The organism is Butyrivibrio sp. FC2001 (assembly GCF_000424125.1).
Lineage (GTDB): Bacteria > Bacillota > Clostridia > Lachnospirales > Lachnospiraceae > Butyrivibrio.
Map to the genome: position 1 here is coordinate 1 of NZ_KE384133.1, position 13,108 is coordinate 13,108.

The following is a 13,108-nucleotide window of genomic DNA, read 5'->3' on the forward strand; positions in this document are numbered from 1 at the left end:
ATTACTTGTATATCGTTTATTGGAAAAGCAGCTTGAAAGCAAGTATACCTGTGAAGAAATCCTGGATAAATTAAAATCTATGAATTTTGCAGACATAAAAGGTCAGGGATACATGCCTACTTATGTTCGAGACAAACTGACTGATGCTCTCCACAGAACATGCGGATTCAGAACTGACTACGAATTCATCACCAAAGCTGATATGAGAACAATAGAAAAACAGAGTAAGCAAAGGTAATATTACTATATTTCAAGAAGCACAAAGATAACGCCGAAAGCCAGATGATTCAAGGTTTTCGGCGTTATTTATTGTTGTTGAACTGTCAAAGACAGGATTATATCACTTTTCTTTATTTTTGTTGATGTTTGCATAATAAGGCATTAATGCTTTTTTAAGAGAAATTTATATGCGATTAATTGCATTTTCAACGCTTGAAAATTATACTTTGTTTATATTGAGGGGGTTTGTCAGCTATTTAACTGTTGTTGTAGTTCAGCTTATTGTCACATGAAAACAGCCGAACCATGGAGCTTACTTAATGAAAGATTTTCTCTATCGTTTTTTTCAGGGAAGATACGGAGCGTACGGAACTGACAGACTTACAAGGAGTTGCCTTGCGGTCGCAGTAATCCTGCTTATATTGTCATTCGTGACACCGCTTGGCTTTTTATATTACATTGCAGTAATTCTGTTATTTTACAGCTATTTTCGTCTGTTTTCCAAGAATATACCTGCCCGTTACCGCGAGAACGAGGCTTATGTAAAAATTACCGACAAATTTTTAGACTTCTTCAGAAATTTTAAATACAGTTGGACACAGAATAAGGCTTTTCACATCTATAAGTGCCCTAATTGCAGCCAGAAAATCAGAGTTCCCCGAGGAAAGGGCCGCATAGAAATCAGGTGTCCCAAGTGCGGTAATACATTTCTGAAAAAGTCCTGATTGTTACCCGAGGGACTCATGCTCAAGTATTTAGTAGTTTATGCCAGTGAGACTGGAAATACAAAGAAAATAGCGGATGAGATTTTCTATGCCCTCCCTTCTGACTCTAAGGAAGAGATCAATATCAGAAGCTGGAACGGCAGGCATGATGCCGAGACCTATTTCATAGGTTACTGGGTTAACAGAGGCACCTGCTCTCTTGAGATCATAGATCTTATCACTTCTCTTCACGGAAAAAATATAGCTTTTTTCGGAACCTGTGGCATGGGCAATGACCCTGCTTATTATCGTTCCATGGAATCCATAGGGAAAGTCTGGCTTCCCAACGACAACGTATTCCTTGGCTCATTCTTCTGCCAGGGCAGCATGCCTGCTCCCATCCGTGATCGTTATGAAGCCATGCGCGGTAAAGTAGATGACGATCTCATCGACCGCATGATAGCAATCTTCGACGAAGGCCAGAAGCACCCCGACAAGCAGGATCTGCTAAAGGCCAACGTTTTCACCGATACTGCGATTCACAGAATTCCTTCAGAGGAAAGCTATTCCAGGATCAGGGATATCATATAAATTCTGTTGTCCGGATTTTTGATGCGGACTACTTCTGTCTTTTTGTTTGCAATCGCTAACAAATCTTCTTGACATGAAAAGGTTATGAGAATATACTTACTTTGAATTGAGAACAGTTCTCAATATAGTTTTTTAAGGAAGTGATTTAAATGACAAACATAATAATAGTTTTGATAATCGCTGCTATCATTATTTTTGATATCAGATACATTATTAAAAAGAAGAAACAAGGTGGATGCATCGGGTGTCCCAGCGGTTCTTCATGTCACAGCGGTTCAGGCTCCTGCCCGACAGCTGAGAAATTCAAGAAGTACCACGAAGAGCAGGCAAAGCTCCGGAAATAAGATAAAGGCGCACAGAATATGCTGTGCGCCTAATTTTATGATTTCCGGGGCAAAAGTAAGTTACGTCAGTATGTTTAGTTTTTGTGCTACTGGTGTATAGATTATATGCAAAAATTAACTCAATTACGTTCACAATGCACCTGTATGCTTATAAACAAGAATTCTGGCTGAATTTCATAGTGAATTTATGGAATCTGCAATTTGTAGAGATTGAAAAATTCAATCAATCTATGAGATTTAAACCCTCCTGACGTAACATAGGTCAAAAAAATGATCTGCAGGCCGTAAAGTCTTACGTCAATATTAATTATTTTCAGGAGATAGATTTAAAGACAGAACCATACCCCCCAGAGTTTCCATCATTATAGGAGAGCCCGGGCACTTTCTGCTTAAATGGGAAATTATCAACTGCTTGGTGCTTCGCTTGAATAAAAAGAGCGCACAGGAATTCCCTGCAATTCGCACTTGGCATAAAGAATCTGTTCATTTTGATTTTCCTTTCACCACCTTTTTAACTTGCACACATAAGAAACCCCGGGGCGATTAACCGTCCCGGGGGTATTATTATATCAGGCCTGTAAGAGACCTTTGTCACGAGTCTGTACAATTTTCTTTATGATGGATGTAATCATATTAGAAAGCCTGATATAAAGCTTATTGATTTACTTCATGTTACGTTTACTTTCTAACACGAAGAAAGATTAGATATTGTTCTGTACTTGTTGTCTTATTCTTCTTGTCATAAACAGTTACACGAATAGTTGTAGGTGCAAAGTTACCCTTTTCCGTAAGAACCTCTGTTTTTCCACTTTTCCAGCTCTTGTTATAATTTCCTGCTTCATTATCTTCAACTTTACTAAGCTTTATTGTCTTCTTATTCTTAACCTTCTTCCAGGTCATAGAAACAGATCCTTCATACACACCCTTAACAGTATCATCTGTTCTGCCATTTCCGTTGAGGTCTATAGGCTTATTTCCATATGTTTGTGTTCCTGTAGGATTAGTAGTTTCAAGATTTCGTGTATCCAGAACAGGTGTTCCAATCTCAATCTTCTTAATCTTAAAATCCTTATTCGCAGTAATTACCAGCTTACCTTTTTTCTTAGTAGTATAAACACTACGCTTAGTTACGCTATAGTAGTTTGTATAATCATCTCTTCCATCTCCATCTGTATCAGGTAAGATATTCTTTCCGCCGTATGTAATTGACTTAATAGCACGGCTATCATCTCTTGCAACAACCTTAATTGTCTTTTTAGCTATAGTAGCTCCATTAGCATCAACTGCGTTGTACTTAATCTTATAGGTTCCTGGTTTATTTGCATAAAGTCTAATCGTATACTTTCCACTATTTTCTCCAAGTTTCTCAAGCCCATCTACATCAGTTGATTTCCATTCATTATTTACATCCTTGTAGTAATATTTCCATGTTCCATTTTCTTTCTTCGCATATGCATATGAATCAGTCACCCATGCGTTGTTGCCTTTCGTTACCTCTTCAGTCTTCTCAACTCTTACCTTCAAAGCCTTCTTCTTATTACTCTTAAAACCAGTAAACTTTGCAACATCAATTGTTGTACTAAGTTTAATATCTGCGTAGTCGTTAGTTGAAATGTAATAAACCTTCGGGGTTTTAGCAAGCGCTGAAGCAATATCATTGCCAAACTCTAAATCAGCCGACTCTGTAAAGCTTTCTTTTGTATCTTCGTTTGTATAGGTTTTATTTCCAGTTGCGCCATCTTGATCCATATAGATTGCGGCGCTTGCACTAATTGGTGCAACCAATGTGATTGTAAGCGCAGCAGCAAGTGCCATCGCTCCAAATTGTTTTAATCCCTTCATAAGAGACCCTCCTTCATAAGTTTAAAATTTACGGTTTAACGTAACCGTTCCTTCGTGACAATTTCAATTCTATCACCCCCCCCGAATTTGTCAAGGCGCTTAAACTGTGCTATTACGGCATTTAATAAAATTTATAGAATGTTTATAATTACGTTTATCTTGAAAATCCAGTAAGGACACAGTTTTTTCACAATTTAATCTCAAATCATAATTATATTGCGATTTGCAATATTTAATATTTTCAATATTTTCATGACGTAATTTAGGCAGAGCCTGACAGCGATTGCTTACGAAAAAATGCAGACAGACTGCATGCACCTGTATGGTTTTTATCTTATTTGGGAAATTAAGAAGTAATTTTCTATAAGATAAAAAAATCCCCCGGAATTCCGAGGGATTTAAATATCCTAAAAACTTCTCTTAAGAACCACTTACTTTCTCAATCTTTTCAATTTGGAAAGAGGGATCCGAAATGGGAGTTACTTTCTAATAACATGTATAGTCTCAAGACTCTGATTGATATCATCCTCAAAATCATCATCATCTGCTCTTGAATAGACCACAGTGAAAACCTTATTACTCGAAAGGATAATCACTGTCACCTGACGGATTGTCTGAGTATTTTCAAGGGTGTGGGCCGTATTTATAACATAACCGGGAAAACCGTCAAACTCTCTTTTCTCGAAGCCCCACATAGCAAGCTTTGGATCCACCCCATACAAAGCCTCGTAGCTGTTTCTCTGAAGCTCTTCAAACTTCTCAGCCGTAAGCTCATTATAGAGCATCTCATACTCACTTGCATCAGCACTCTCCCCCGCTGCCTTCTGGGCATTGGTCAGCTCTTTTTCCTGAGGTATATTCGATACCTTGTAAGTAACATTAGCTGACTCCAAAGGATAAAACTCATTCACATAAACGCCCGGCGTATCAGATGGCTGAAAGCCGTCAGGCAGGATAAAGGTACAGCTTAGCGCTTCAGGAAGGCTCCTGATAGTGCTAACAGCGTTTTCTGCATCTCCGTCACTTACACCTGTAGCAGTACCATCCTCTCCGCTTACAATCTCATTCAAGGTGGCACTTGCTCCTGAAGATGCAAGAGAATCTATCCCTGTTCCAGCCAGGGCGATTATCACAATCCCACCAATTATGGATAACAGTCTTTTTACTCGCAATATACGCTCCTTATAGATGTCACTTCTTAGTTACTTCAAACACATCGAACCAATATCTCTCAAGAAGATAGCTACCCTTGTTTTCACTTGATAAGGGACGGGGTGATTCCTCCCACTCCTTTATAATATCTTCTCTTGAGTTAAAACTTCCAAGGAACAGGACTCTGCTTCCGCTGTCCACAAGCTCCCAAACCTCCCAGGGCTCCGTTACGCTCAGTATCCCGGGGAATGTGTTCCCCAGAACTTCATCCGTCATAGCTCCGTAGAGATAAACCATTACCGGAGGCTCTTCTCCCTGCTCTCCCACTACATCTCTCATGCCGTTTGCATAGTACAGCGATATAGCAGATACCTGATCGAAATTGCAGACCAGTATCGTCTTTTCCCCGGAAGTCTCTGCATTTATAGAATTCCAGAACTTCTCCGTTTCTACCATATTAACACGTTTGTAGAGTTCATTTCCACGGAAAGCCCAATAATCCCTGATACAGAATACGATTACGAGTGAAGTGAGCAGTAACCCACCTGCAAAGAGAGCTTTCTCAAAGGACTTAGCCTTTTTCTCTTCTGTTCCGGCATCTTTTCCAAAAACATTCAGAAGCCTTCCCGATGCTATAAGAACTCCAAGCCACAGCGCTGCCATTCCGGGGATCATGTATCTGTATGTGAACACGGGCCTTAGCAATATAGAAGCTGCAAAGCCGAAGGCAATAATTCCAATAACCGGCATAAAGCACAGCCACATATAGGCATCCCTGATGTTTATAACCACTGCGAATGCCACCAGAATAAACATTACTACAGCAAGGATTGTTGCCAGCTTTTCATTGAAAAATCCGGGCTTCATAAGGTACTTGATAATGCCGCCAAAGCTCCTAAGACTAAGAGGCTGTATCCAGTAATTTGAAGATACGGACTTTGCCTGTGACAACACGACGCCTATCCAGGGGAAATAAGCTACCGCTGTGAAATTGGCGCTTATCAAAAGTATCCCAAGCTGATAGATGTTTTTCCTTACAGACCATACTATAAGGAACAAATACACAAAAGCCACCGCAACAGCGGCATAGTACTGCGTATAGCAGGCGAGAAGTCCATATATGAAGACAGGGAAAGCCTTGCTCCATTTTAAGCCTTTTATCTGCTTATCCTTATCATTTTCAAGGAAAGGCTCTGCATGTATGCACATGGCTGTCACAAAAAGCATTACCCAGCTGTACATTCTGATCTCAACGGAGTAATCCGCCATCTGAGGCATAGCGATCATTGCGCAGCTAAACAGTCCGCCTATAAGTGTTCCGTACCTTTTCCTGATGATCGTCACCGCGTATATAAAGAGGATCACAAGCGGAATGACACTTGCCATCTTGGCGTATATGACAGGCATATTGCCCGCAAGAGTATCTGTCCCTATTGTAACACCAAGGGCACCTCCTATATAGCCAAATCCTCTTATCAGATAATGCACGATAACATAATACAGCGGCGGGTGAACATCCGCCGCTGTTAACTTAACCATCTCAGATACGCTCTTTAAAGCAAACTGTATACTGTAGAGCTCGTCGTACCATATATCGGGGCTAAAGCAAAGGTAAGTCGAAAATACCAGCATTCCGGCAGACACCAGATACAAAATTATTCCGATCCCTCTTTGAGCAATGCCCCACTTATTTTTTAAATTATTAAGGTTGTTCATCAAACCCTCATCCGTCAGCTTCGCTGACACCTCCCCCTAAAGTAGGGGGAAGGCTAATATTTTTACTCTACAGAATCAATAAGCTCAAGTGTGTGCTCTGCATTCATCTTCTTGCACATCTCAACAAACTTATCAAGAGGTACATTCTGAATCTGCTTGTTAGAACCACGAACATTGATTGAAACAGTGTTCTCTGCTGCCTCCTTATCACCAAGAACGATGATATAAGGATCCTTGTAGTTCTTGAACTTCTTGATCTTCTCCTTCATGTTGTTGTCGGAGTAATCAGCCTCAACATCGATGCCGTTCTCGAAGAGAAGGTCAGCTACCTTCTTAGCGTACTCGTTGTGCTCAACACGGATAGGAACGATACCTACCTGATAAGGGCTGAGCCAGAACGGGAACGCACCCTTGAAGTTCTCGATGATGATACCAATGAATCTCTCAAGTGAACCATAGATAGCTCTGTGGATAACAACAGGCATCTCAAGGCTTCCGTCCTGAGCCTGATATGTAAGGCCGAAGTTGTGAGGAAGCTGGTAGTCAAGCTGTACTGTACCGCACTGCCACTCTCTTCCAAGTGCGTCCTTTATCTGAAGGTCGATCTTAGGCCCATAGAAAGCGCCGTCGCCCTCGTTGATCTCATAGCCACCTTCGCCATATTTCTTATCAAGAATGCTCTTAATAGCAGCCTCTGCTCTGTTCCAAACCTCGATATCACCCATGAAATCATCGGGACGGGTTGAGAACTCAGCTCTGTATGTAACACCGAATGTCTTGTAGATCTCGTCTGCGATTGAGATGATATCTGCAATCTCATCCTGGATCTGTGACTCCATAACGAATGTATGGTCATCGTCCTGTCTGAACTCCTGAACACGGAAAAGACCGTTCATCTGTCCTGACTTCTCTTTTCTGTGAAGTACATCGTACTCACTGTAACGGATAGGAAGCTCTTTGTAAGAGTGAACTGTTCTCTTATAAGTCATCATAGCGTTAGGACAGTTCATAGGCTTAGCGCCCATTGTATCAAGGGCCTCTCTGTTGTAGATAACAGAGCCTCTCTCGATCTTAACAGGAGTCTTAGCTGCATCCTCATCCATGCTCTCTGCTACATCAGGAATAGTTGTGTCAGCCTGAACATGACCTGCGATTCCTGGTACGATGAACATGTTGTTGATGTAATGAGCCCAGTGTCCACTGATAAGCCACAGCTTCTTGTTATCGATAAGAGGAGCTGCGATCTCTGTATAACCATGTCTCTCCTGAATATCTCTTGAGAACTTAAGGAGCTTCTGGTACATTCTCCAGCCTCTGGGAAGCCAGTAAGGCATTCCGGGAGCTGTCTCGTCAAACATGAAAAGATCAAGCTGAGCACCGATCTTCTTGTGGTCGCGCTCTAAAGCTTCCTGGATCATCTTAAGGTGAGCCTTAAGCTCATCCTTTGTAGGGAATGCATAGAGATAAATTCTTGTCATGGAATCTCTCTTCTCATCGCCTCTCCAGTAAGCGCCTGATACAGCCTTTATTTTATAGGAAACATTCATCAGCTCCTGAGAGTTTTCAACGTGAGGTCCACGGCAAAGATCGATGAAATCATCACCTGTGTTGTAGGTAGTGATGGTCTCTCCGTCAGGAAGATCATTGATAAGCTCTGTCTTAAACTTCTGATCCTTAAAGATTTCGAGAGCTTCTTCCTTGGAAACCTCTTTTCTTGTCCAATCCTCTCTTCTCTTGATGATCTCGCGCATCTTATCCTCGATGGTCTTGAAATCATCCTCTGTCACAGCCCCCGGCAAAACGAAGTCATAATAGCAACCGTCTGCCACCTGCGGACCAATTGCGTACTGTGTCTCCTTACCGTAAATCTCGATTACGGCTTTTGCAAGGATGTGTGCCAATGAATGGCGATACACTTCTTTAAATTCTTCTTTTGTCATGATTTTTCTCCTTTTCCGTGCCAACCGGGCACAGTTATTATATTTTTACCCTCATCCGCCCTTCGGGCACCTTCCCCCAAAGGGGGAAGCCCAAAAAATAAAAAATGCCTTCCCCCTCAGGGGGAAGGTGTCCGCATCAGCGGACGGATGAGGGTTAGTTCACTTAGAACTTTCCTTTACCGTGGCACTTCTTGTACTTCTTACCACTTCCACACGGACAGGGATCGTTAGGATAAACCTTGTTCTCCTTGCGAACTGTCTGTGAAGCCTTCTGCTCCTTGTAAAGTTCCTTCTGCTTCTCCTCTGAGAAGATGTCGTTCCACTCCTCAAGACCATAAAGCCAGTCAGCACCTGCTGCTACCATGTTCTTGTAAAGAAGCTCCTTATCGAAGCCGAGCTGAACCTCTGTATCCTCTTCCATATCATCGATAGGGTTCTGCTCCTTAAGTGAATCATTGATTCCATCAAGGAATCCTGTCATTGTCATGATATCAACGCTATATTTTTCAGCCAGTTCCTTAACTGTGCCCTTAACTACTTCATCAGGATTCTTAAGAAGGATTGCGTAAATATCTTTTTCCTTCTGAAAATAATCTGTCCAAAGTTTCTGCAGCTGTGCCTTATCAGCTTTTTCTGAATAAGCCATACCGCGCCACTGTTCTAATAATGCCATAATGTAACCTCACTTTATATAGTATTTCAAATATACATGCCCCTGCATGCGATAATCCTATATATTATAGTCTTTTTCAGAAGTAATGTAAACGGCAGAATTCAGCTCAGGTTTTCTCATGCTGTGTAGCGCTTTGAAAGCTCCTCGATCACATGAGCTGTGCTCTTCTCAACGGTACCGTCTTCAAAAGGACTAAGGAGATTACCGATTTTCAGAAGCTCCAAATAGCCCTTGGTTCCACCTGCGCGGCAGAGACTGAGGTAATCATTCCATGCCTTCTGTCTGTCCTCCTTCATACGGCCATAGTACTGGAATGCACAGATCGCTGACATAGCATATTCAATATAGTAAAAAGGATAGAGGAAGATATGCTGTTTCTGCATCCAGAAGCCACCTGCCTCCAGGAATTCATTTCCATCATAATCGCGCCAGGGCATGTATTTCTGCTCAATCTCATGCCATGTTCTCTTCCAGTCAGCTGCTGTGTAGTCAGGATGTGCATAAACCTCATGCTGGAACTCATCAACACTCACCAGGTAAGGAATTACGGAAAGTGCACCCATAAGATGTGAGGTAATATATTTCTCAGTTTTATCGCCAAAGAACAGCTCCATCCAGGGGTATGCGAAGTGTTCCATGGACATGGAATGAATCTCGTTGATCTCAGCTGTTGAAGCGCGAAGTGCGTTCACATCAATTGATCTCATAGAAAGATATCCCTGGAATGCATGCCCTGCCTCGTGGGTAAGTACATCAACGTCTGCAGAGGTACCATTGAAATTACTGAAGATGAAGGGTGCCTTGAAAAGAGGCATAGCTGTCATGTAACCGCCCATGTGCTTGCCGGGTCTGGTCTCTAAGTCAAAGAGATCATACTCCTTCATGAAGTCAAAGAACTCACCTGTCTCGGCGCTCATCTCTCTGTACATCTTCTGTGCCTTGTCTATGAGCTCCTTTGCAGTTCCGATAGGTGCAGCATTTCCATCAGGGTAGTTCAGCTCCTCGTCATAGTAGTAAAGCTTATCCACACCGAGCTTTTCCTTCTGTACCTCGCGCAGCTTTGCAACAGCAGGTGTGATTATCGCCCTTACCTGCTCTCGGAATTTTGCCACATCCTCCTGCTTGTAATCAAAGCGGTTTCTATCGATATACGCCATATCGACGTAATTCTTGAAGCCCATTTTCAGAGCCATCTCATTACGAAGTTTTACAAGCTCTCCATACTGTGCCTCGAGCTCGGGACTGATCTTTTCATAAAGTGCTGCCCATGCCTCGAAGGCCTCCTTGCGCTCTGCGCGGTCTGTGCTCTGCATGTGCTTAAGGAGTCCGTAAAAATTGCACTCCTCTCCTCTAAAGTCAGTCACTGCCTCAGCAGCGGTCTTGCTGTATTCCTGCTTAAGCTGATCGCAGCGGATTGTCTCAGAAATGATTTTCTCATCGCTTGTCATCAAAGAAGCATCCAGTTTTCTTAAGAGCTGAGCACCAAATTCAGCCTCAAATTCAGGTCTGAACTGTGACTCTGTAAGAGCCTTCTCATAAGCGTTATACTGAGGAATCATCTTTGCATAATCTTCCTGTAGCAGTTTAACCTCTGCATCATAAAACTCATCCCTCATATTGATGGTATTGCGAACATAAGCCAGAGTAAACATTGACTCGACTTCCTGCTCATACTCCTGCAGTGAATAGTATGCGTCTCTGACTTCCTGATAACTCCTGGCATCACGGATTTTTGCAGTAGCATCTTCCAAAGCCTTTTTAAGCGCCTCCATATCCGGTCGCTTGTATTCGATCTCACTAAATTTAACCATTTTCATACTGTCTCCTTTTATTTTTTGCCTGATAAAAATGTCTTTTCATGGAACACAATTACATTTGTAAAAAGCTTTTAAAATCATACAATAATAACGCCAAAAATGCCATCAGCTTTCAAAATAATCACATCCAAGTTCCTCCATGGGAGTGTTTATATGATTATTAAAGTTTGACAAGCTGGTCATCCCGCCGCTTTTGACATTAACAAGATATAAGTCGTACCCGCCTTCTTTGCCGCTCTTAGTGCTGCTGATAATGATATATTTCGAAGAAACATAGCAGGCATCAGAGCAGTCGAAATGCCTGCTGTTGCACTTTAGGGATTTCGCTTTACCGGTTTTCAGATTGTATCTGATGATCTGGTCTACGCGATTTTTCTTACTGTAGCCTCTTGAAAAATAGAGATATTTCCCATTGCCACCGGTGATGGGATAATAGGATTGCACGCCGTCCTTACTGTAAAGCATGGAGATTTCCTTACTTTTGACATCGAGCGCTTTAATAGATGTCTTTCGGCCTTTGCCTTCTGTGTAATAAATCTTCTTTCCATTTTTGCTGTAATAAGGCATGGACTTTTCGGATGAGCCCTTGAGAATCACCTTCGTCTTCCCCGAGCTGCAGCTATATCGAACAATTCGGGTTCCTTTTCCTGATGGATTACTCTGCTTGAAAATAATGTATTTTCCCTTTGAACCGTATTTTGGATCCTCGTCATCAAGGTCATTCCCCTCCGTAATATTGACCGGCTTATCAGCACCAAGCTCATATTGGAAAATATCCCACTCGCCGTCTCTATTTTGTCCCATGAAAACTAACGCCTTACCATCATTTCTAAAGCAGGCGTTCATGGGATTTACTATATCCTTCCAGTTTTCACTTAAGCATTTGAGGGTATCTGACTTAAAGTCATACAGGAAAATGCGGCTATCTCCTGCGTTGTAGTCAGAGTATGAATGGAACACTATCATTCCACCGGGCTTATATGCTGCAAGACCACTTATCGGACATAGCAGATTCAAAACCAAAATGCATGCCACAAAGAGTCCACATATACGATTCTTGTTTTCTTTTTTCTTCAAAATATAATCACAGATCATTTAATTCCTCAGCAGGTACAGGATTCGGATTTTTCTTAACATCTATGATCATACCATCCTTCATCACAATTGTGGTGTCCATCATTGTGAAATTGCCTACTATAACGTTTTATGGTATTATATTCCGTGAGTTTTAAACGGGGAGTTTTTTATGGCAGATCTAAATAAACCAAAAAAACACAGGCATAAACGCCATTACACAATCATGATCATATCCGGGGATTCAGACGGAAGCAGCGGCGGCTTTCATCTTGGGCACGTAGCTACTCAGGTGCTGGCGTTTTCCATCTTTGCAGTATTCGTAGCATTACTATGCTTTCAAATTCATTCAGCAATCACAGTTTCTTCATTAAAAAAATATTCTGCACAGCAGGATCAGTTGATCAGTGAAAAAACCGATGAGAACATTGCATTGGCAAAAGAAAATGCTGAGCTTAAGACTGAAGTAACAAACTTAAGCCAGGCTCTTAATAAAAAGGTAGAAGCCGAGCAGGTTACAGCTGCCGAGGCGGAACAGTTAAGTGTACCATCACTTCTTCCCATCTCGGGAACAGCTTCCATGGTGGCAAGTTATGACGATCCGAACTCCGGCGATATAGCCATCGAAGGCCTCATTGATGCTGACGGCAATGCCGTTAAACCTGAAGAAAACGAGGATGGCGAAGGCGATGAGAATACTGAGACAACCCCTGTTGACACATCAGCCTATAATCCCATTCTTATCCTCTCAGCTGAAGAGGGCTCAACCATTACATCCGCAGGATCAGGAACTGTTACTTCCGTAGCAGGCGATTTAAAATATGGCAATTCAGTAACAATCGATCACGGCAACGGCTATGTTTCAATTTACAGAAACGGCGGTGAAAGTCTTGTTCACGAAGGCGATACCGTAGTCAGAGGAGCAACCCTCTTTGTTGTGGGAAGTGATAATACAAAGTTGGGATTCCAGCTTCAAAAGGACGGAGTATTTATAAATCCTGAAGATCTTATTGAGATAAATGGATAATCGAAATCC

At 41.9% G+C, this 13,108-nt stretch carries 11 protein-coding genes and 1 pseudogene; 5 read left to right on the forward strand and 7 right to left on the reverse strand.

Features of this window, described 5'->3' with window-relative positions; all coding sequences use genetic code 11:
* The 4 genes and pseudogenes from G601_RS26560 to G601_RS0117660 all read left to right on the forward strand — a co-directional run.
* A pseudogene (locus G601_RS26560) lies at positions 1-238 on the forward strand (IS1634 family transposase); the annotation flags it as partial.
* A gap of 301 nt (positions 239-539) precedes the next feature.
* Entirely contained in the window at positions 540-944 is a 405-nt protein-coding gene (locus G601_RS0117650; RefSeq protein ID WP_026493298.1) for a hypothetical protein, read from the forward strand.
* Positions 945-962: 18 nt separating this feature from the next.
* Positions 963-1,514: a flavodoxin family protein gene (locus tag G601_RS24000; RefSeq protein ID WP_051206012.1), complete on the forward strand. Its 552-nt coding sequence runs from the start codon at positions 963-965 to the stop codon at positions 1,512-1,514.
* Positions 1,515-1,663: 149 nt separating this feature from the next.
* On the forward strand, positions 1,664-1,858 hold the full coding sequence (locus tag G601_RS0117660; RefSeq protein ID WP_026666107.1) for a FeoB-associated Cys-rich membrane protein: 195 nt from the start codon (positions 1,664-1,666) through the stop codon (positions 1,856-1,858).
* Between the two features lie 678 nt (positions 1,859-2,536).
* Here G601_RS0117660 and G601_RS0117670 read toward each other — a convergent pair.
* The 7 genes from G601_RS0117670 to G601_RS0117700 form a co-directional block, all read right to left on the reverse strand.
* Positions 2,537-3,700 carry a hypothetical protein gene (locus tag G601_RS0117670; protein WP_026666108.1) on the reverse strand — a complete coding sequence of 388 codons (1,164 nt, stop codon included), beginning with the start codon at positions 3,698-3,700 and terminating at the stop codon, positions 2,537-2,539.
* A gap of 479 nt (positions 3,701-4,179) precedes the next feature.
* Positions 4,180-4,872: a hypothetical protein gene (locus G601_RS0117675; protein ID WP_035791054.1), complete on the reverse strand. Its 693-nt coding sequence runs from the start codon at positions 4,870-4,872 to the stop codon at positions 4,180-4,182.
* 19 nt (positions 4,873-4,891) lie between these two features.
* Positions 4,892-6,568 carry a glycosyltransferase family 39 protein gene (locus tag G601_RS0117680; protein WP_026666110.1) on the reverse strand — a complete coding sequence of 559 codons (1,677 nt, stop codon included), beginning with the start codon at positions 6,566-6,568 and terminating at the stop codon, positions 4,892-4,894.
* Positions 6,569-6,630: 62 nt separating this feature from the next.
* The gene (locus G601_RS0117685) at positions 6,631-8,508 is read right to left on the reverse strand and encodes a threonine--tRNA ligase (RefSeq protein ID WP_026666111.1); all 1,878 of its coding nucleotides are present in this window, start codon (positions 8,506-8,508) and stop codon (positions 6,631-6,633) included.
* 163 nt (positions 8,509-8,671) lie between these two features.
* A complete protein-coding gene (locus G601_RS0117690; RefSeq protein ID WP_026493292.1) occupies positions 8,672-9,181 on the reverse strand; it encodes an SEC-C metal-binding domain-containing protein in 510 nt (169 codons plus the stop codon).
* 116 nt (positions 9,182-9,297) lie between these two features.
* Positions 9,298-10,998: a M3 family oligoendopeptidase gene (locus tag G601_RS0117695; protein WP_026666112.1), complete on the reverse strand. Its 1,701-nt coding sequence runs from the start codon at positions 10,996-10,998 to the stop codon at positions 9,298-9,300.
* A gap of 105 nt (positions 10,999-11,103) precedes the next feature.
* The gene (locus G601_RS0117700) at positions 11,104-12,075 is read right to left on the reverse strand and encodes a TolB family protein (protein ID WP_207638067.1); all 972 of its coding nucleotides are present in this window, start codon (positions 12,073-12,075) and stop codon (positions 11,104-11,106) included.
* A gap of 169 nt (positions 12,076-12,244) precedes the next feature.
* Here G601_RS0117700 and G601_RS0117710 point away from each other — a divergent pair, with 169 nt between their 5' ends.
* The gene (locus G601_RS0117710) at positions 12,245-13,099 is read left to right on the forward strand and encodes a murein hydrolase activator EnvC family protein (protein WP_026666114.1); all 855 of its coding nucleotides are present in this window, start codon (positions 12,245-12,247) and stop codon (positions 13,097-13,099) included.
* Positions 13,100-13,108: the final 9 nt, after the last annotated feature.

What these genes read in the sequence shown, in the direction of transcription:
- G601_RS0117690 (WP_026493292.1), bottom strand. Translation starts at nt 9,181, where the DNA reads ATGGCATTATTAGAACAGTGGCGCGGTATGGCTTATTCAGAAAAAGCT.
- G601_RS0117695 (WP_026666112.1), bottom strand. Translation starts at nt 10,998, where the DNA reads ATGAAAATGGTTAAATTTAGTGAGATCGAATACAAGCGACCGGATATG.
- G601_RS0117685 (WP_026666111.1), bottom strand. Translation starts at nt 8,508, where the DNA reads ATGACAAAAGAAGAATTTAAAGAAGTGTATCGCCATTCATTGGCACAC.
- G601_RS0117680 (WP_026666110.1), bottom strand. Translation starts at nt 6,568, where the DNA reads ATGAACAACCTTAATAATTTAAAAAATAAGTGGGGCATTGCTCAAAGA.
- G601_RS0117650 (WP_026493298.1), top strand. Translation starts at nt 540, where the DNA reads ATGAAAGATTTTCTCTATCGTTTTTTTCAGGGAAGATACGGAGCGTAC.
- G601_RS24000 (WP_051206012.1), top strand. Translation starts at nt 963, where the DNA reads ATGCTCAAGTATTTAGTAGTTTATGCCAGTGAGACTGGAAATACAAAG.
- G601_RS0117670 (WP_026666108.1), bottom strand. Translation starts at nt 3,700, where the DNA reads ATGAAGGGATTAAAACAATTTGGAGCGATGGCACTTGCTGCTGCGCTT.
- G601_RS0117710 (WP_026666114.1), top strand. Translation starts at nt 12,245, where the DNA reads ATGGCAGATCTAAATAAACCAAAAAAACACAGGCATAAACGCCATTAC.
- G601_RS0117660 (WP_026666107.1), top strand. Translation starts at nt 1,664, where the DNA reads ATGACAAACATAATAATAGTTTTGATAATCGCTGCTATCATTATTTTT.